At 39.0% G+C, this 18,411-nt stretch carries 16 protein-coding genes, 1 tRNA gene and 1 rRNA gene; 11 read left to right on the forward strand and 7 right to left on the reverse strand.

Features of this window, described 5'->3' with window-relative positions; all coding sequences use genetic code 11:
* Positions 1-57 precede the first annotated feature (57 nt).
* From BUA96_RS14795 to BUA96_RS14820, 6 genes are read right to left on the reverse strand one after another with little or no spacing between them, the layout of a single operon-like run.
* A complete protein-coding gene (locus BUA96_RS14795; protein ID WP_072984362.1) occupies positions 58-1,344 on the reverse strand; it encodes a hemolysin family protein in 1,287 nt (428 codons plus the stop codon).
* 3 nt (positions 1,345-1,347) lie between these two features.
* Entirely contained in the window at positions 1,348-1,542 is a 195-nt protein-coding gene (locus BUA96_RS14800; protein ID WP_072984364.1) for a hypothetical protein, read from the reverse strand.
* On the reverse strand, positions 1,542-2,132 hold the full coding sequence (lptC, locus tag BUA96_RS14805) for an LPS export ABC transporter periplasmic protein LptC (protein ID WP_233430658.1): 591 nt from the start codon (positions 2,130-2,132) through the stop codon (positions 1,542-1,544). The genes BUA96_RS14800 and lptC overlap by 1 nt, the downstream gene beginning before the upstream one ends.
* The gene (locus BUA96_RS14810; RefSeq protein ID WP_225597692.1) at positions 2,133-3,509 is read right to left on the reverse strand and encodes a tetratricopeptide repeat protein; all 1,377 of its coding nucleotides are present in this window, start codon (positions 3,507-3,509) and stop codon (positions 2,133-2,135) included. It abuts the gene before it with no gap.
* A 31-nt stretch (positions 3,510-3,540) separates the two neighbouring features.
* Positions 3,541-4,797, reverse strand: coding sequence for a BamG family beta-barrel-assembly machinery protein (locus BUA96_RS14815; protein WP_072984368.1), 1,257 nt, complete (start codon positions 4,795-4,797; stop codon positions 3,541-3,543).
* Complete coding sequence (locus tag BUA96_RS14820; protein WP_233430659.1) at positions 4,797-5,528, reverse strand: type III pantothenate kinase; 732 nt, start codon at positions 5,526-5,528, stop codon at positions 4,797-4,799. The genes BUA96_RS14815 and BUA96_RS14820 overlap by 1 nt, the downstream gene beginning before the upstream one ends.
* Before the next feature lie 146 nt (positions 5,529-5,674).
* Between BUA96_RS14820 and BUA96_RS14825 the strand changes: the two genes are divergently transcribed.
* From BUA96_RS14825 to BUA96_RS14875, 11 genes are all read left to right on the forward strand, one after another.
* Positions 5,675-5,747 (forward strand) — tRNA-Phe (locus BUA96_RS14825).
* A gap of 50 nt (positions 5,748-5,797) precedes the next feature.
* Entirely contained in the window at positions 5,798-6,082 is a 285-nt protein-coding gene (locus BUA96_RS14830) for a GIY-YIG nuclease family protein (RefSeq protein WP_072984371.1), read from the forward strand.
* A 206-nt stretch (positions 6,083-6,288) separates the two neighbouring features.
* On the forward strand, positions 6,289-7,131 hold the full coding sequence (locus BUA96_RS14835) for an EcsC family protein (protein WP_072984373.1): 843 nt from the start codon (positions 6,289-6,291) through the stop codon (positions 7,129-7,131).
* 175 nt (positions 7,132-7,306) lie between these two features.
* Positions 7,307-8,665 (forward strand): TolC family protein, encoded by a 1,359-nt coding sequence (locus BUA96_RS14840; protein WP_072984413.1) that lies wholly within the window; start codon positions 7,307-7,309, stop codon positions 8,663-8,665.
* A gap of 4 nt (positions 8,666-8,669) precedes the next feature.
* Positions 8,670-9,875 carry an efflux RND transporter periplasmic adaptor subunit gene (locus BUA96_RS14845; protein WP_072984375.1) on the forward strand — a complete coding sequence of 402 codons (1,206 nt, stop codon included), beginning with the start codon at positions 8,670-8,672 and terminating at the stop codon, positions 9,873-9,875.
* Between the two features lie 4 nt (positions 9,876-9,879).
* The gene (locus BUA96_RS14850; protein WP_072984377.1) at positions 9,880-10,620 is read left to right on the forward strand and encodes an ABC transporter ATP-binding protein; all 741 of its coding nucleotides are present in this window, start codon (positions 9,880-9,882) and stop codon (positions 10,618-10,620) included.
* Position 10,621: 1 nt separating this feature from the next.
* Entirely contained in the window at positions 10,622-11,842 is a 1,221-nt protein-coding gene (locus BUA96_RS14855; RefSeq protein WP_072984379.1) for an ABC transporter permease, read from the forward strand.
* Between the two features lie 77 nt (positions 11,843-11,919).
* Positions 11,920-12,954 (forward strand): sensor histidine kinase, encoded by a 1,035-nt coding sequence (locus BUA96_RS14860; protein ID WP_072984381.1) that lies wholly within the window; start codon positions 11,920-11,922, stop codon positions 12,952-12,954.
* The gene (locus BUA96_RS14865; RefSeq protein ID WP_072984383.1) at positions 12,951-13,691 is read left to right on the forward strand and encodes a LytR/AlgR family response regulator transcription factor; all 741 of its coding nucleotides are present in this window, start codon (positions 12,951-12,953) and stop codon (positions 13,689-13,691) included. Before BUA96_RS14860 ends, BUA96_RS14865 begins: the two co-directional genes overlap by 4 nt.
* 96 nt (positions 13,692-13,787) lie before the next feature.
* Entirely contained in the window at positions 13,788-15,008 is a 1,221-nt protein-coding gene (dinB, locus tag BUA96_RS14870; protein ID WP_072984385.1) for a DNA polymerase IV, read from the forward strand.
* A gap of 24 nt (positions 15,009-15,032) precedes the next feature.
* Positions 15,033-18,041: a DNA polymerase III subunit alpha gene (locus BUA96_RS14875; RefSeq protein ID WP_072984387.1), complete on the forward strand. Its 3,009-nt coding sequence runs from the start codon at positions 15,033-15,035 to the stop codon at positions 18,039-18,041.
* 61 nt (positions 18,042-18,102) lie between these two features.
* Here the strand turns inward: BUA96_RS14875 and rrf are convergent.
* Positions 18,103-18,211 (reverse strand): 5S ribosomal RNA (gene rrf / locus BUA96_RS14880).
* Positions 18,212-18,411: the final 200 nt, after the last annotated feature.

Below are 18,411 nucleotides of genomic sequence, written 5' to 3' on the forward strand. Positions count from 1 at the left end.
AAAATAAAATCTAAAATCGCCAAAATAAAAAGTATTGTTAATGGAATTGAGAAGACCTTAATCGCTTTCTATGACGCGTACTTGCACCAGCTCGATCTTAGTGTTTGAAGTTTGTATGATATGAAATTGGTAGCCTTCTATATCCACCACGTCATTCTCTTCTGGAATTCCTTCGGTATGGTTAACAATGAGTCCGCCCAAGGTCTCATAATTTTCATCTTCGGGTAGCTCTAACTTATAAGCCTCATTGATATAATCAACCTCTAATCGCGCCGAAAATTTATACACACCTTCTGCAACTTCTTCTTCAATAAGCACAACGCTATCGTGCTCATCTTCAATCTCTCCAAAAAGCTCTTCTACAATATCCTCAACCGTCATCATCCCACTGGTTCCACCATACTCGTCGATCACAACCGCGATACTTTTACGCTTCTTTATAAGAATATTCAGCACATCTTTAACCAGCATGGTTTCGGGCACAAAAATCACCGGACGCAAAATATCGGTTATGCTTTTTGGTTTTTTAAACAGCTCAAACGAATGCACGTACCCAACAATATCGTCGATAGACTCCTGATAGATCAATATTTTTGAAAGTCCGGTCTCTGTAAACATCGCGTTAAGCTCCGAAAGCGATTCTTCTTTTTCTACCGCTACAATTTCGGTACGTGGAATCATCACCTCTCGGGATTTTACTTCGGAAAACTCCAGCGCATTCTGAAAAATCTGAATTTCAGAATCGAGTTCTTCGTTAGTTTCTACCGACTCAATTTGCTCGGTGATATAATTCCCTAATTCTACTTTTGTAAACGCGAGTTGCACCTCATCTCCTTCCGTTTTAAAGAATTTTTTTAAAACCTTATCAGAAATCCAAATGATAAAGGAAGAGATAAAACTGAATGCGACATAAAAAAGGTACGCCGGTACAGCAAATATTTTCAGCAGGGAATTAGCATAAATCTGAAAGAATACTTTAGGAAGAAATTCGGCAGTAATAAGTACTAAGAGCGTTGAGATCAACGTTTGCGTCAACAAACTGAATTCTACAAAAAAATCAGTCAGCCACGGGTAACCAAAATTCGCGCCTTCAATCCAAGATTGAAGAATTCCTCCCATATAATAGGCATACACTACTAGTGCGAGATTATTACCCACCAGCATTGTCGCAATAAACTTTGACGGTTTCTGAGTAAGCTTAGTAAGTACTTTTGCTATGAGATCGTTTTGCTTTTTTTCAATCTCAATATGAATTTTATTTGAAGAAACATACGCAATCTCCATCCCGGAAAAGAATGCAGACAAAATCAAGGAAATAATAATTATGAGAATATCAGTCTCCATTGATTAATTCTGATTGCGTTGCTCGTACTTCTTTCTAAACCTACGCTTGAAGAAATACATCCCTATGGCTACTGCCACAAAAAATAAGAATACATATGCCTTATTAGGCTCTGTACTCCAAATTCTTACGGCTTCAAATAAAAAGAGCGCAGCAAAGAACAGGTAGGCGTATTCGAAGTATTTAAAGTATTTTGACATTATTGTATGCTGTCGTTAGGTGCCTCAGTTGCAGTTTCACTTACATACATTCGGCTTTGATTATCTAAAGATATAAAATTTTTAAAGTCTTCACTGCTGTCAAAAAGATCCCCGTTATTATAAGAATCATCAGGAAATTTAATGGTGTAAGGTTTATCTGTAAACACCCATTTATTCTTTTGATCCCAAAACAATTGCGAAGCATCAAGTCTGGTAGAATCGCTGGTAATCAACACCACATTTTTTCTAAGATCTATAAGATTGGTACGTTTATACCGAATCGCATAATCTGAAGTGATGTAGTTCTCCTTTTTATTATCATCTATAAAAGTCACCGCAACCCCTTCTGGGAATTCTTCATACGCTAAGTCGACCAACCCATACTCGATGATCAACGGAGTTTTTAGCGTAGCCACAACCTTACCAGAATCTGTGTATTTTAACAACACTCCCTCACCTTCTGCCGAAGGACCTTCTGAGCGCTGATTGAATTTCTGAATCGCTTCAGTGTTGTTTCCGCAGCTAAAAAACAAAGTCACAGCAAATGCTGTGACTAAGTTTAAGATTATATGTCTTGAGTTTTTACTCACTTATAGACTAGGTACGGTTACACTACCGCCTACCCAACAGCTGAATGAAATACGTTGTCCTGCATTTCCTTCACTAAAGATCATCTCTCTTGTAGGAGCAAGACCTCTGTAAGCAGCTGCAGTTTTATTAGCTGTATCTGCTAATGAAGGATCAATACGTCCTGCACGTGCAGCCATATCTGCAGCTAACCAATAGATCGCTAATTTCTCAAAACGTGTGTTACCACAGTTGTTGGCACTTTTAGCGTACATATCTGCAATTCTTAAGTACACAATACCCATAGAAGGCTGAGCCGCTACCGCTTTCTGGTAGTATCCGCGAGCTCTACTATAGCTTGCTTTACCTCTAAAGTTTTCTGCAAGTCTGTAATATACTTTAGCTTTTTCAGCAGGATCATCTTGACGCTCTGCAGACTCCTCGTAGTATTGAAGTGCTTTTGCATCTTCACCACGCTGCTCAGCAAGACGACCTAAGTAGTATGAAGTTTTAGCTGAAGGCTCTAAAGTGTTTAACTGCTCAACAAGAGTAACAAATAATTCACTATCTGTACATTCTTTTGAGATCAAACGACCTGCTGCACCTCTTACCCAAGCAACATCATTTTTCTTAGCTTCATAATCTGCTTCATAAAAAGGAATCAAACGATCACAGTCTGCAAGCACTCCTAATTTCTGGTTAATACCAGCAGCAATTTTAGAATAGTTTGAAAGGTTTACTTCTGCAATTTGCTCCACTCTTTTCTCTTGTGAAGTTAACGCAGTACCTGCTTCATTTTTCTCTAAAATCTTCTGAAGACGCTCTGCATAATCATTCTGAACATCTGTGATCTTAGTTTGTAATGCATCGTAAAGATCAAATACTTCTTGTAATTCAATTTTGCCTGCTTCTTGTAATTCAACAGCTAAGTTGAAATACACATAAAGTCCTTTAGCATTGTTGAAAGTCTCTTTATCAGTCTCCCAAGCCTCGTTAAACATTGCATATTGCTCTTCAGCAGTACCAATGTTATTCTCATTCATTACGAGTGCAACATCAGCAATATCATCACCTTCTTTTGCTTTGCTTGCAAAATGTGTTTTTTTCTCTTTATATAATTTCTTTAAATCAGCAAGAAATGCTTTCTGCTCTGCACCGGTAGAATTCTCGATTTTATGGTGAAGAATACGCTCTCCATATTGATAAAGTGCATAAGAAGTGGTTGGGCAATCTTTACGCAATTTCATGAAAGGCTCATAAGCCGCATCATAGTTTTTAACTTTTGCGTGTTCTGAAAAAATAGACATTGTGGTAATGCATTCTTCGGTTGCTTGAGCGCTCACGAAGTTTACAGCTCCCACAAGGGCTATAAAAAGTAATGTCAGTTTAGTTTTCATCATTGTAAGGTTTAAAAAAGCAATATTAAGAATTTTAGTTGTATTTGTTAGGAACAAACCACGGTCTAAGCGGGTTAAGCGATAAACTAAGACCAACTTTAAAAAAATCTTCTTTTACGAGACCGGCGGTTGTTGTTCCGCGTTGCCCATACTCAAAAGTGATGTTGGCATTACTGAATCCTCTTCCTAACGGTAACCCAAGTCCAAAAGATATGCCAAACTCATCAATAGACTGATTTTCTATTAATAATCCTGATTCTTCATAGCGCGCACCCACTCTATAGGTCACTCTATTCCAATAACTTGTAAGTGAATTATAATCAGGAACTAAATAACCTCCCAATCGATATTTAAATGAATCGTCATAAGAAGCATTTGCAATATTAAATGCTCTATTGGTCATTTTACTCGTTTCAGAAAACTCAATTTGACCACCGGCAAACCACTTATTTACTTGACCTGTACCTAAACCAAACGAGTATGTATTTGGATTAATAAACTCGGTATCTCCTACCGGGATATCCTGAGAATCCACCACGCCTATAACTGCATTATCTAAGCGCGAATAAATTACAGATTCTAAAGCACGCTCATTTTCCAGCGTAAGGGTGGTTTCCGGCTGAAAGCTCGCAGAAGTAAAAATTTTATAATCTCTGGTCAGTGTTGTTTCAAACTGAGCGCCTAGGTTATAGGTAAACCCGCTTACATCAGACTCATTGATTTCGCGCACGCTATATTGCTGATCAACGTTAGCTTGAATACTCTCGTTTTTAATGCTTCCAAAATTATAGCTTCCTTCTGCACCAATTCTAAAGCCTTTAAACAACTCAACACCCGCAGCTAAATAAGCGCGATTGACTCCGCCTCTCCCGGTATATTGTGAGAGCGCTTCATCATCACCTTCAAAAATTTCATAATCAACAGAAGTTTCAGGGATCAGACCGAAGCCAACACCCACTCTTTTTGACACAGGAAAAGCTAAAGATAAATAGTCTATGGTAGTAGAAGTGGTAGAACCTGTTTGATTATCAGATTCTAGATTTACTTCCCGATGACTTCCGGCAATGGTAAAGTTTGTGAGCTTAAGTGCGCCATATCCGGCAGGGTTTCTAAAGTTAGTATGTATACTATCTCCTAATATACTTAACCCTCCCATCGCTTGATTTTCTATTGACCCCTTAAAATTAGAGAGCCCCAAGCCATAAAATGAATACGGTGATGAATTTCCTTCCTGAGCAAATGCAGAAGTTGTGATGGTAATTAAAACAACTACTAATATTCTTTTTATCATTAATCTCTATTAAATTCTATTATATAATTCAGTCCTTCCAGGAGAAAATTAGAATGCGCAAAGATGCCATTTTTTAACCTACTAGACAAAAATAGCCCATCCCCTCCTGTTAAAATAATCGTTAATTGCTTATAATTTAATTGATACCAACGCATTACACCTTCTATTTCGGCAATCAATCCATTAATCACACCAGATTGCATGGCACTTTCTGTATTCTTGCCAATCACCGGAACCTCTGCCTCAGGATAAGCCACAAGCGGCAAACCTGCCGTAAACTCATGCATCGCTTTAAAACGCATGTGCAACCCCGGAGCGATTGCACCTCCCTGATAAACATCATAAGCATCTTTAAAATCGTACGTCACACACGTACCTGCATCAATAACCAAAACATGGTTTCCTGAATACAACTTTTGAGCAGCAGCCACCAGAGCGATACGATCAACACCTAGTGTTTGTGGTGTCTCATAATCGTTTGCAAACGGCAGCGGTGTCTGTGACGATAAAACCTCAATTGAAAGACCTGCTTTTTTTACAAACGTGACAAAATCTTTTGAATTGCCCGTAGCACAAAGCATTGCTTTATCAATGACATAGGTTTCTTGTAATTCAACCAGCTTTGTCTTAGCATCAGACACGCTTCCTGCCCAGGTTAGTTTTAACTCTGAATTTTGAAATACGCCATATTTTACGCGAGTATTTCCAAAATCTATAGCAAGATTGATCATAAGTCAATTTTTTTTGGTAAAAATACAAATACCTAATACCTCGCAATCATATAATTAGAAAAAGGAATAAAAATTATTAGCAGATTTTTTCATTTAACTGTTGTGCAATCTAAAAATTGATTTTATATTTGCAGCCGCTTTGGCGAGGTACCTTAGCTCAGTTGGTAGAGCAACGGACTGAAAATCCGTGTGTCCCTGGTTCGATTCCTGGAGGTACCACAAATTAAACCCTGAAACACTTGTTTCAGGGTTTTTTGTTTTAGATCAAAATGAAACACTATTTATACATCATTTATTCAAAGGATCTAGATAAGTTCTATACCGGTGAAACATCAAATATTCAAGAGCGCATAATTATACACAACAACCACGCAATTAAAACTGCTTATACAAAAGCTGCGAGTGACTGGAAACTAATGCTATCTTTTCCTTGTAAGGACAGAACCGAAGCTTTATTTCTTGAACGCTTTATAAAACGCATGAAGAGTAAGAAATTTATTCAGAAAATAATTGATGATCCCTATTTGCTGTTTAATATTTTAAATAAAAAGTAACCCTGGTTCCCCCGAAGCATCGGGGCTGGAGGTACCACAAATTAAACCCTGAAACAAATGTTTCAGGGTTTTTTGTTTTTATCCCATACCACTTGCTGCGCCAATAAAAATTCTAAAGTTTCGTTTTAACTACATATTATCATTTAGCTGTATTCGCGCTTAATTTGTAAAGTGTATCTTAGGCTTATAACTGTTGAATAACACTCATGACGCAACTCACTAAAACAGATAAAATTTCGCTAGAAGACCTAGCCCTCATCAAAAAATCCCGCAAAGACCTTGATGAGATTTCCTTTTTGATGCGCGCGCTCAATACCATTGGCACGCCCATAGATTCAGGATTAGAGCTTTTACCAAAAAATCTTCAGAATAAGGTTAGTGATACGATTCAAAAAGCATTACAGTTAGCTGTAAAAGCCAATTTAAAAACGCTAAAACCCGAAAAGCGCAGCCTGCCTTCTTCTAATTTAACCTATAAACTCGCCACCGGAATTTCCGGAGCTACAGGTGGATTTTTTGGTGTGGCGGGTTTTACAGCAGATTTATTATTCTCTACTAAGTTTATGATGCGCTCCATAATGGATATCGCCCGAAGTCAAGGTGAAGATATTCATAGTATCGATACCCAACTAGCCTGTTTACAAGTCTTCGCGCTAGGCGGAACTTCTGAACACGATGACGAACTCGACACCAGCTATTATGCGACTCGAGCCGCACTACACACCACGATGAATCAAGCCAGCGCTTATATTGCCGAAAATGGCACTAAAAAGATCATAGAAACGATCACTGCTCAAACTGCAGCTCCTATTGCAAAACTCATTAACCAGGTGGCGGCGCGTTTTAGTGTACAAGTAGGTGAAAAATTTGCCGCTCAGGCCATCCCTGTTATTGGGGCTGCCGCTGGCGCTTCAATCAATGTTTTATTCATCTCGCATTTTCAGAAAATGGCTACTGCACATTTTACGTTGAGACGCTTAGAACGTAAATACTCTAAAGCCCTCATTCAAGAAACCTATGAAAACCTGAATTTAAATCAAATAGCTTAGCACTAATTTTACAACCCAGGCATACTCTGTTTTTACATAATTCTTCAGTTAACTAAAAAATAACTTCTATAAAACAACGGGATTCGTCTAGAGAATCGCGCTCAACTTCTATTACGTAGTGTAAAACTGCTTTAAACTCAGGTATTTTGGACTATCATTTTTAATGAATAGCCAAATGAAAAAATACCTCATCATACTAATTGTATTGTTTCCGCTGCTATCAAGAGCTCAAGAAAAGCTTGAAGCAATTCAGCAGAAACTTACCGAAACAGATCCTGATCAAGTTACCTGGTCATTGCAAGACTGTATCGATTATGCTGCTCTGAACAACCTTACGGTTCTAGACGCCCAATTAGATGCAAGCAGTGCCGCGGTAAACTACAAGCAATCAAAACAACAACGATTACCCGATCTTACCGGTAGCGCATCTGAATCTTACAGTCGCGGTTACAGCATTGACCCCATTACCAGCAACTATGTAAATCAGGATATCTTTAGCACAAGCACCTCTTTAAATACTTCAATCACATTATTTCAAGGTTCACAACTGAATAATCAAATAGATCAAAACGCCCTGTTGCTTGATCAAAGTGCGCTCTTTATTGAGGAAGCTAAAAACAATATCACGTTAAGTCTTACCGAAGCCTATCTTCAAGCCTTATACTATAAAGAAGCAATTGCAGTTGCACAAAATACATTAACAGGTTCACAACAAGAATCAAAAATTGCTAAGTCACGTTATGATGCGGGAGCAATCGCTAAAAAAGATTATTCTGATGCTTTATCTCAGGAAGCATCTAATAATTACGAATTGATTCAAGCTCAAAACAGTTATGAAGCTCAATTGCTGCTGTTACGACAATTGCTAGAACTTGAGCCTGAGACCAACTTTGATATCGTTGATCCTGATATTGATTATAACGGCAGCACACTGCTGCTAAACAAAGTAGACGTCTATCACAATGCTTTGAATACCCTTCCGGAAATTGCCGCTAGCAAACTAGACATTGACATTTCAGAAAAAGATCTTGAGATCGCAAAAGGCGCCTATCTCCCAACACTATCCTTAACAGGTAGTTTAGGTAGTGGATATACCAGCATACAGGATATGAGTTTTACAGATCAGTTTGATATTAATTTCAACCAGCGTCTGGGACTTTCTTTAAGTGTGCCCATATTTAATAGAGGTCAGACTAAAGCCAACGTACAAAACGCCAAAATCAATATTGAAAAAGCAAACATCGCCCTGCGTACTCAAGAAAAAGAACTTTATAATAAAGTAGAGACCGCGTGGAGAAATGCCCGCTCTTCTCAAGAACAGTTAATCGCCGCTGAGGCTGCCCGAAATGCAGCAAAAGACTCTTACGAACTTGCTCAAAAACAATATGAAGTAGGCGCCATCAATACCACAGATTTGGTGCTTACCCAGAACACATACAGCAATGCTGAGCAAAATTACATTCAGGCAAAATACCTAGGAATCCTTTATGCGCAGCTGCTTCAATTTTATCAAGGAAACGAAATCAAACTTTAATTAGATGAAAACAACACAGTCAAAAATAATTCTTGCCGTTATACTGGTTTGCGTTATCGCAGGGGTAGGCTATGCCTTCTTCGGTGCAGATTCAGGCACAACCATTACCGCCGAAACCACAACGGTAACCAAAGGAAAAGTAACCACTATGGTTACCGCAACCGGCACCATAGAACCTCTTACTGAAGTTGAAGTAGGTACTCAAGTATCAGGCGAAGTAGAGAAGATCTATGTAGATTATAACAGTACAGTCACTAAAGGTCAACTCCTTGCCGAGTTAGACAAAACCAATTTAATAGCAGCCCTTCAGCAAGCAAATGCTTCTTATTCTAATGCGGTAACTCAGCGCGATTATTATAATAAAATCTACTCAAGACAGAAAAAACTCTACGAAGAAGAGGTCATCAGTCAGGCAGATTTTGATGATGCAGAATACAATTTCAACAACTCCAAAATTTCGGTCACTCAAGCACTTTCTGATTTGCAGGAAGCAAAAACCAACTTGAGTTATGCAGATATTTATTCGCCTATTGACGGCGTAGTACTTTCTAAAGAGGTTGACGAAGGACAAACGGTAGCAGCCAGCTTTGAAACTCCTACTTTGTTTACCATCGCAAAAGACCTTAAAGAAATGCAGGTTGAAGCAGATGTAGATGAAGCAGATATAGGCAATGTTGCCGAGGGACAGCGCGTAAGTTTTACAGTAGATGCTTATCAAGGCGAGACATTTACGGGTACAGTAACGCAGGTGCGTCTAGATCCTACCGAAGAAGAAAGCGTGATCACCTACACGGTAGTCATAAAAGCAGACAACCCAGACCTTAAACTTAAACCGGGACTTACCGCAACCGTTTCGATCTACACGCTAGAGCTTGATGATGTATTGACTACGGAAGCTAAAGCGGTAAACTTCAATCCAGCTTTAAATGAGATCAACACCTACTACAAACAACAGGGAATTGATAAAACCATGTCCGAAATCCCTAAAGTTTCCGAAGGAAAAAGTAGAGTTTGGCAATATGGCGCTGATGGTTCACTAAAACCGGTAGAAGTTACTTTAGGCGCAAGCGACGGAATCAATATCGAGGTTAAATCTGGTTTGCAAGCCGGCACTAAACTGGTGTATAATTTAAAAACAATTACCGCTTCAGAAAGCGGCGCAGAAGACAGTAGTAGCCCTTTTATGCCAAAACCTCCCGGAAAAAAGTAAAATCATGAGTAAAACGATCATAGACATAGATACACTGAAACGTGAATTTATTATGGGTACCGAAACCGTTCACGCCCTTAAAGGCATTTCGTATGCTATAAAAGAAGGTGAATTTGTAACCATAATGGGCTCAAGCGGTAGCGGCAAAAGTACAATGCTCAATATTCTAGGCTGTCTTGACCAGCCTACTTCTGGGAGTTATAAAATTGATCAAGTTGCCGTAAATGCATTAAGCCGAAACGAACTCGCGCAAATACGCAACGAGAAAATTGGCTTCATCTTTCAGTCGTATAATTTATTACCGCGAACTTCAGCTATTGAAAATGCAGAGCTTCCGCTTTTATACAACAGTAAGGTTTCTTCTGAAGAACGCAGAAAACGCGCAATTGACGCTTTAAATCTTGTGGGATTAGGCGAGCGTCTAGATCATACCCCGGCACAACTTTCTGGAGGGCAACAACAGCGTGTAGCGATTGCCAGATCACTGGTAAATGATCCCGTGGTGATTCTAGCAGATGAAGCCACCGGAAACTTAGACACCAGAACTTCTTACGAGATCATGGCGCTTTTTCAAGACTTAAACCGAAAAGGCAAAACCATTGTGTTTGTAACGCATGAAGATGATATAGCACGCTTCAGTAATCGCACCATTATTTTAAAAGACGGCACTATCATTTCAGATAAAATCAACGAAGACATTTTAGACGCTGCCCAAGAGCTTGCAGCGCTTCCTAAAGAAAATTAATATGAGAATTTTAAACTTATTAAAGATCGCTTGGCGCGCTATCAAACTGAACAAGATGCGCACTTTTTTGACGATGTTGGGGATTATAATTGGTGTTGCTTCAGTCATTGCGATGCTTGCTGTGGGAGAAGGTTCTACACAAAGTATAAAAACTCAAATATCAAGCATGGGGTCTAATATGATCACGATACGTCCCGGCGCAGGAATGCAGGGTGGTGTGCGTACTGATCCCGGCGAAATGCAAAGTCTTAAGCTCGAAGATTATGAGAGCCTTAGAGATCAAGCGACTTTACTCACCGCGATTTCGCCTCAAGTTTCCGGTAGTGGTCAAGTGATTAGCGGTGCTAATAACTGGCCGTCTTCTATTTATGGGGTGACTCCGGAGTATCTTGACATTCGCGTACTTGAGCTGGCAGAGGGCAGTATGTTTACTTCCGCTGAAGTTAAATCTGCCGCTAAAGTTGCCGTGATAGGCCAGACCATTGTTGAGAACATTTTTCCTGATGGAGAGAGCCCTATTGGTAAAATGATTCGGTTTAATAAAATCCCTTTTAAAGTCATTGGGGTTCTTGAGCCTAAAGGCGAGAATACCTTTGGGCAGGATCAAGACGATATTATTCTGGCGCCGTATACTGCTGTTCAAAAGCGTATTTTGGCCATAGATTATTTACAATCTATTGTTGCTTCGGCAGTAAATGAAGAGCAGGCGCCAGATGCCGTTGAAGAGGTTTCGGCTATTCTTAGAGAAAACCACCAGATCACCAATCCGCAAGAAGATGATTTCAATGTTTTTTCTATGGAAGAGTTGATCACCGCACTGAGTTCTACCAGCGAAATTCTCACCGTACTTTTGGTAGCCATCGCCGGTATCTCATTATTAATTGGCGGAATCGGGATTATGAATATTATGTATGTTTCGGTTAAAGAGCGTACACGCGAGATTGGACTAAGAATGGCGGTAGGCGGTAAAGGAGCTGATATTTTGATTCAATTTTTGATCGAAGCTATTCTTATAAGCATCACCGGCGGAATTTTAGGCGTGCTTCTAGGCATCAGCGCAACTTTGATCATTCAGAATGTGTTTAACTGGCCCACTATTGTAACTTTATATTCTGTGATCATCTCTTTTGCAGTATGTGCCATCACCGGAATATTCTTTGGTTGGTATCCTGCGCGCAAAGCAGCTGCTCTAGATCCTATTGTGGCCTTACGTTACGAGTAACTTTTAATTTCAAAACATCCCAATAGCTATCGGGACGGAATATTAAACTCTTTGGCGGAGCCAATAAAAAAACAAGTATGCATTTCACAAGAAACAAACGAATTCTAATCTTACTGCACCTTATGGTGTGGGCGGCTCTGTTTTTTACGCCCTATTTTTTAGCAGGTGGTCAGGTAGAGTTGTCGCCGGTAGCTATGAATACCTGGGTGCCTCTAGGTTTGTATGCAGTTATTTTTTATCTGAATTATTTATACCTGATCAATGCATTTCTGTTTAAGAAAAAGAACACTGTTTTTATCCTCATCAATCTGGTTCTCATTGGTCTTTTAGCGTTTTTAAATTATGAGCTTAAAGAAATGTATCTTGAGCATATTCTCGCCAAGAACAAGACTATAGAGCGCCCACCTCACGAGGGTTTATTCATTTATTTAAACAGTATCACTTTTGTGGTTCCGTTAGTTTTTGCACTGGCATTTAAAACCATCGAAAAGTGGAAAAAAGACGAGACCCGCACGCAAGAAGCTGAAAAGATCAAGCTTGAATCAGAACTGCAGTATTTACGTTACCAGCTTCAGCCGCATTTCTTTTTTAATTCGTTAAACAATATTTACTCGCTTGTAGATATTGCTCCAGACCAAGCTAAAGAAACCATTCACAGCTTGAGTAAATTAATGCGTTACCTGCTTTATGAGACCGCTACCGAGTATGTACCGCTTCAGAAAGAAATAGATTTTTTAAAAACCTATATCGAGTTGATGAAACTGCGGTTTTCTAGCAATGTCATCGTTAATTATAGTTTTCCTACAGTTTCCGGCGACGTAAGAATAGCGCCCCTTCTGATCATCACACTTATCGAGAACGCGTTTAAACACGGGATCTCATCAACTGAATTATCCCGCATTGATTTTAAAATCAGCGTAGAAGAAGAAACTATTAAATTTGTTTCGGTTAACAATTATTATCCTAAAGATGCCACAGATCAGAGTGGTTCTGGTATAGGATTGCTTAACTTAGATAAACGTTTACAATTGATTTACGGTAATGATCACAAGCTCAAAATAGATGTGCAAAATGATTTATTTATCTCTAAGCTCAATATTCCTGTTAGATGAGTATTTCTCAAGAACCTAAACTTTCCTGTATTGTTGTTGATGATGAGCCTATGGCGCTCAATCTTATAGAAAGTTATGTTCAAAAAACACCCTTTCTTGATCTAAAAGGAAAATGCAGTAGTGCCATTCAAGCGCTTAAAATTCTGAATACAGAACAAATAGATCTTATTTTTTTAGACATCCAGATGCCCGATCTAACAGGCATTGAACTATCTAAAACGCTTAGCAAAACCACGCGTGTTATTTTTACAACAGCTTTTGATAGTTATGCCTTGCAAGGCTATAAAGTTGATGCGCTAGACTATCTTTTAAAACCTTTTAATTACACCGAATTTCTACTAGCGGCAAACAAAGCGCTATCGTGGTTTAAGTTAGTTAGCACAGCTACTGACACTACCACCACACCGCCTAAAAAATACCTTTTTGTAAAATCTGAATATAAACAGGTAAAATTAGAACTCGACGACATCCTGTATTTTGAAGGTTTAAAAGACTACATAAAGATTTACCTCGCGAGTCAGTCAAAACCGGTGCTCACCCTAAAAAGTCTAAAAGCTTTAGAACAAGAGTTGCCGTCTGACTTTATGCGCATACATCGCTCATTTATTATTTCGTTAGATAAAATTGATGAAATAGAACGTAGTCAAGTTATCATTTCAGGAAAACGCATAACTGTTTCTGAAGGCTACAAAGAAGCCTTTCAAAATTATATTTCAGACAATTCTATACAATCCTAGACCAGACAAGGCCGCATAAGTTTTAACATCAAATAAAATTTGAGATTTTCACTTATTAGGAATATTTCCATAATTTTGTATTTATTCCTATTTATTATGAACCGAAATATTTTACATCTCGACCTTGATACTTTTTTCGTTTCATGCGAACGAAGATTAAACAGCAAACTCATAGGCAAACCAGTGATTGTAGGAGGTACCGGCGATCGTGGTGTGGTGAGCGCTGCCAGCTATGAGTGTCGTGCTTATGGCGTACACTCTGGTATGGCGATGCGTATGGCGCGACAGCTTTGTCCACACGCTACCTACATACGCGGTAACGCAAGTGTTTATACCAAATTCTCTAAAATGGTAACCGATATTTTACAGGAACAAGTGCCTGTTTTAGAGAAATCAAGTGTAGACGAGTTCTACGCAGACCTTACCGGGATGGATCGGTTTTTTGGTTGCTATAAATTTGCTAAAGAGCTTAGAACTAAAATTATTAGAGAAACAGGCTTGCCTATTTCTTTTGGCCTTTCAGTGAATAAAACCGTCTCAAAAGTCGCTACAAATGAGGCTAAGCCAGACAGCCAATTAAAGGTTGATGCTGGTTTTGAGAAAATCTTTCTCGAGCCACTTTCTATCAGAAAAATTCCTATGGTGGGCGAAAAAACTTTTAGAACGTTTTGTAATCTGGGCGTTAAAAAAGTGGGACTGGTACAGCAAATGCCGGTAGAAATGATGGTTTCTGTTTTTGGCAAAAACGGAAGAGTCATCTGGGAACGTGCAAATGGTATTGACCGCACACCTATTGTGCAATACCACGAGCGCAAATCGATCTCTAGTGAGCGTACGTATGGTAGAGACACCACAGATCTCATAAAACTCAAAACAACCATACGTGCAATGGCCGAAAATCTGGCCTTTCAATTACGTGCAGGCAATAAATTGACTTCCTGCATTACGGTAAAAGTGAGATATTCAGATTTTCAGACCTATTCAAAACAACTTAAGATTCCATATACCGCGGCAGATCACAACTTGATTCCGCAGGTCTTAGAGCTTTTTGAAAAACTTTATAACCGCAGACTGCTCATACGATTAGTAGGTGTGCGCTACAGCGGCTTGACCGAAGGACACTACCAGATAGATCTTTTTGAAAACACTAGCCGCACCGTCAATCTCTATAAAGCGATGGATGCGATACGCCTACGTTACGGCGACCGCAGTATTATGCGCGCTGCAACGCTGGGCGAAGGTTCGCGCACCATTGGTGGACAAGGCAATCCGTTTAATGGGCAACCGCCTATTATTTTAGCACACAGACATCAGTAGCATTTATAGCAACCTAAGCATTTTATGTATTTAAATTGTCACTCTTTTTTTAGTTTACGTTACGGCACTCTTTCTGAGGTGCAGTTACTTGATCTTGCGGTAGATCATAAACTGGACACTATTGCACTTACTGATATTAATAGTACTTCTGCCGGACTCAATTTTGTACGCAAAGCAAAAGAAAAAAAAGTCAAGCCTGTGCTAGGTGTAGATTTTAGAAACAGAATCGAACAGTGCTATGTATGCCTTGCTAAAAATAACGAAGGCTATCTTGAACTCAATAACTTTTTAGCTCAGCATCTTCATAACAAAACTAATTTCCCCGAAACAGCTCCATCTTTTAAAAATGCATTCACCATTTATGCTTTTGAACGCGCACTTGAATTAGACAAAACCCATTTCAGTGAAAATGAGTTTATAGGTATTGGTATTCACGATTTAAACAAGCTACGCTTTTCTCAATACAGCACCTATCACGACAAATTGGTCTTGTTGCTTCCGGTGAGTTTCAATTCTAAAAGAGATTTTAATGCGCACCGGTTACTGCGTGCCATAGATTTGAATTGTCTGCTGAGCAAACTCCCAAAAGAAGCACAGGCCTTGCCTGATGAGTTGATGTTTGATCCAAAAAAGATAGAAAATCTATTTGAAGAGTTTCCGCAGATTCTATTAAACACTCAAGCATTATTAAAGCAATGCAGCATCGATTTTAAATTTGCTAAAGAGCGTCAAAATCAAAATTTAAAAACTGTTTTTGGCAGCGAACAAAAAGACTACAAGCATCTTTTAGCACTTTGTGAAAAGGGTTTAAAAGAGCGTTACGATGAGATCACACCTAAAATTAGGGAGCGACTAGAACGTGAGCTTACACTGATCAAGAAGAAAGACTTTGTTTCTTTTTTCCTGATCAATTGGAAGATCATTGAATACGCCCGAAGTCAAGATTATTTTTATGTAGGTCGCGGTAGCGGTGCCAACAGTATTGTAGCTTACTTGTTACGCATAACCGATGTGGACCCTATAGAATTAGATCTTTATTTTGAACGCTTTTTAAATGAATATAGAAGCAGTCCGCCTGATTTTGACATCGACTTTTCTACTTGGGATCGTGAGGATGTAACGGCATATATTTTTAGAGAATTCGGAAAAAACAATCAAGTTGCTTTACTAGGCTCTTATGTCACTTTTAAACATAGCGGGGCCGTACGCGAACTGGGGAAAGTTTTTGGACTCCCTAAAACCGAAATAGACAAGTTGAGTAGCGGTCAGTTTAATGTTTCAGACTTAGATTCGATTGCGCAGCTCATTCTTAAGTATGCAGCTTATTTTCATAAAAAGCCTAATTATCTCAGCATTCACGCCGGCGGAATTTTAATTTCAGATAGACCTATTCATTACTTTTCTGCGACGCATTTACCACCTAAAGATTTTCCAACAGTACAATTTGATATGCATATTGCTGAAGATGTAGGTCTGTGCAAGTTTGATATTTTAGGGCAGCGCGGTTTAGGTAAGATCAAAGACGCCGTTAGCATCATCAAAAAAAATCAACCCGAAGCACAACTTTTAGATATACGTAACCCAAAACCTTTTTTTAAAGATCCAAAAATCAATGCGATGATCGCGCGTGCAGAATGCATAGGCTGTTTTTATGTAGAATCGCCTGCAATGCGTATGTTGCTTAAAAAGTTGGCCGTAAGTGATTATCAGACGCTCGTGGCCGCAAGTTCTATCATTAGACCCGGAGTCGCAAAAAGCGGAATGATGCGCGAATATATCTTACGACATAGAAATCCTGAACGACGTAAAGAAGCACATCCCGTACTCTGGAATATTATGACAGACACCTATGGAATTATGGTTTACCAAGAAGATGTGATTAAAGTAGCACACCATTATGCAAAACTTACTTTAGATGAAGCAGATGTTCTTAGGCGCGGAATGAGCGGTAAATTTAGATCCAGGGCAGAGTTTCAGTATGTGCAAGATAAGTTTAGAAGCAATTGTATAGCCAATGGTGAACCCGAAGAAGTAGTAAATGAAATATGGCGTCAGATAGAAAGTTTTGCCGGTTATGCCTTTGCCAAAGGACATTCGGCATCCTACGCTGTCGAAAGTTATCAAAGTCTTTATCTTAAATGTTATTTCCCTTTAGAGTATATGGTGGCTACGTTAAACAATGGCGGCGGCTTCTATAAAGCAGAATTTTATGTACACGAAGCAAAGATGCACGGCGCAACTATAGAACCGCCTTGTATTAATAAGAGTCAAATTGAAACAACGATTTATGATAAAACAATCTATTTAGGATTTCAGCACTTAGAAGGTCTTGAGAAAAAAACGATGCTAAATATTATCAATAATCGTGTGCACGCTAAATACACATCCTATGACGACTTTATTCAACGCGTTCCGGTAAGCTTAGAGCAACAAGAATTATTAATCAGGATAGGCGCGCTTAGAAGTTTAGGAAAAGATAAACGCAGCCTGCTTTGGGAAGCTCACTATAAAGAAAACACAATCCCGGAAAATGAGTTACAGCAGAGCTTTTTTAAAATATCCCTACACGATTTCACACTTCCTAAATTTCATATTTCACAATATGAAGATGCTTTTGACTATATGGAATTGTTAGGCTTCTCTTTGTTCAATCCATTTTTTTTGATGAAAGAGAGTCCGCATAAATACATTTTAGCAAGAGAACTTCCTGAGTATATCGATCAACAGGTAAAAGTTGCAGGATATTTAGTTACCTGCAAGAACACAAAAACAGCAAAAGGATTAAGAATGAATTTCGGCACTTTTCTAGACTTTGAAGGGGCTTGGCTTGACACGGTATTATTTCCTGAGGTAGCGCAACGCAGTGCTATTTACGCGCGGGGATTGTATCATATAGAAGCTAAAGTAACCACTGAGTTTGACTTTATCACCTTAGAGGTCTCTAAAATTAAACGACTGCCCTACATCACAGATCCAAGATTCGCCACCAGCCCTTCAGACACCAAAACACACTCTCTTAAAACCGGAAGCTAAAGATTCATTTAACTTTATTATAAAAAAAAGTCTGCATCAGATATTGATGCAGACTTTTAAAACAAGGCGGCGACCTACTCTCCCACGAGATGTAGTACCATCGGCGCTAACGGGCTTAACTACTCTGTTCGGAATGGTAAGAGGTGAGCCCCGTCGCTATAACCACCTTAAGCTGTCGTATGAATTAATCACATACTTTAATAAGTTAACATATTGGGTAATAATAAAAAGACTACAATCACAAATCTGATTTGATCATTATAAGTATAAGAGTGCTCCTCCCGCACTAAAAAGTGCGGGAAGACGTACATAAGCTTACGGGTTATTAGTACTACTCGGCTATGACATTACTGCCTTTACACCTATAGCC

Source organism: Leeuwenhoekiella palythoae (assembly GCF_900130045.1).
Taxonomy (GTDB): domain Bacteria; phylum Bacteroidota; class Bacteroidia; order Flavobacteriales; family Flavobacteriaceae; genus Leeuwenhoekiella; species Leeuwenhoekiella palythoae.

Bases quoted from the DNA above. Each gene is read 5' to 3' on its own strand.
- BUA96_RS14855 (WP_072984379.1), top strand. From the start codon at position 10,622: ATGAGAATTTTAAACTTATTAAAGATCGCTTGGCGCGCTATCAAACTG.
- BUA96_RS14815 (WP_072984368.1), bottom strand. From the start codon at position 4,797: ATGATAAAAAGAATATTAGTAGTTGTTTTAATTACCATCACAACTTCT.
- BUA96_RS14820 (WP_233430659.1), bottom strand. From the start codon at position 5,528: ATGATCAATCTTGCTATAGATTTTGGAAATACTCGCGTAAAATATGGC.
- dinB (WP_072984385.1), top strand. From the start codon at position 13,788: ATGAACCGAAATATTTTACATCTCGACCTTGATACTTTTTTCGTTTCA.
- BUA96_RS14800 (WP_072984364.1), bottom strand. From the start codon at position 1,542: ATGTCAAAATACTTTAAATACTTCGAATACGCCTACCTGTTCTTTGCT.
- BUA96_RS14865 (WP_072984383.1), top strand. From the start codon at position 12,951: ATGAGTATTTCTCAAGAACCTAAACTTTCCTGTATTGTTGTTGATGAT.
- BUA96_RS14840 (WP_072984413.1), top strand. From the start codon at position 7,307: ATGAAAAAATACCTCATCATACTAATTGTATTGTTTCCGCTGCTATCA.
- BUA96_RS14845 (WP_072984375.1), top strand. From the start codon at position 8,670: ATGAAAACAACACAGTCAAAAATAATTCTTGCCGTTATACTGGTTTGC.
- BUA96_RS14875 (WP_072984387.1), top strand. From the start codon at position 15,033: ATGTATTTAAATTGTCACTCTTTTTTTAGTTTACGTTACGGCACTCTT.
- BUA96_RS14850 (WP_072984377.1), top strand. From the start codon at position 9,880: ATGAGTAAAACGATCATAGACATAGATACACTGAAACGTGAATTTATT.
- BUA96_RS14795 (WP_072984362.1), bottom strand. From the start codon at position 1,344: ATGGAGACTGATATTCTCATAATTATTATTTCCTTGATTTTGTCTGCA.
- BUA96_RS14835 (WP_072984373.1), top strand. From the start codon at position 6,289: ATGACGCAACTCACTAAAACAGATAAAATTTCGCTAGAAGACCTAGCC.
- BUA96_RS14810 (WP_225597692.1), bottom strand. From the start codon at position 3,509: ATGATGAAAACTAAACTGACATTACTTTTTATAGCCCTTGTGGGAGCT.
- BUA96_RS14860 (WP_072984381.1), top strand. From the start codon at position 11,920: ATGCATTTCACAAGAAACAAACGAATTCTAATCTTACTGCACCTTATG.
- BUA96_RS14830 (WP_072984371.1), top strand. From the start codon at position 5,798: ATGAAACACTATTTATACATCATTTATTCAAAGGATCTAGATAAGTTC.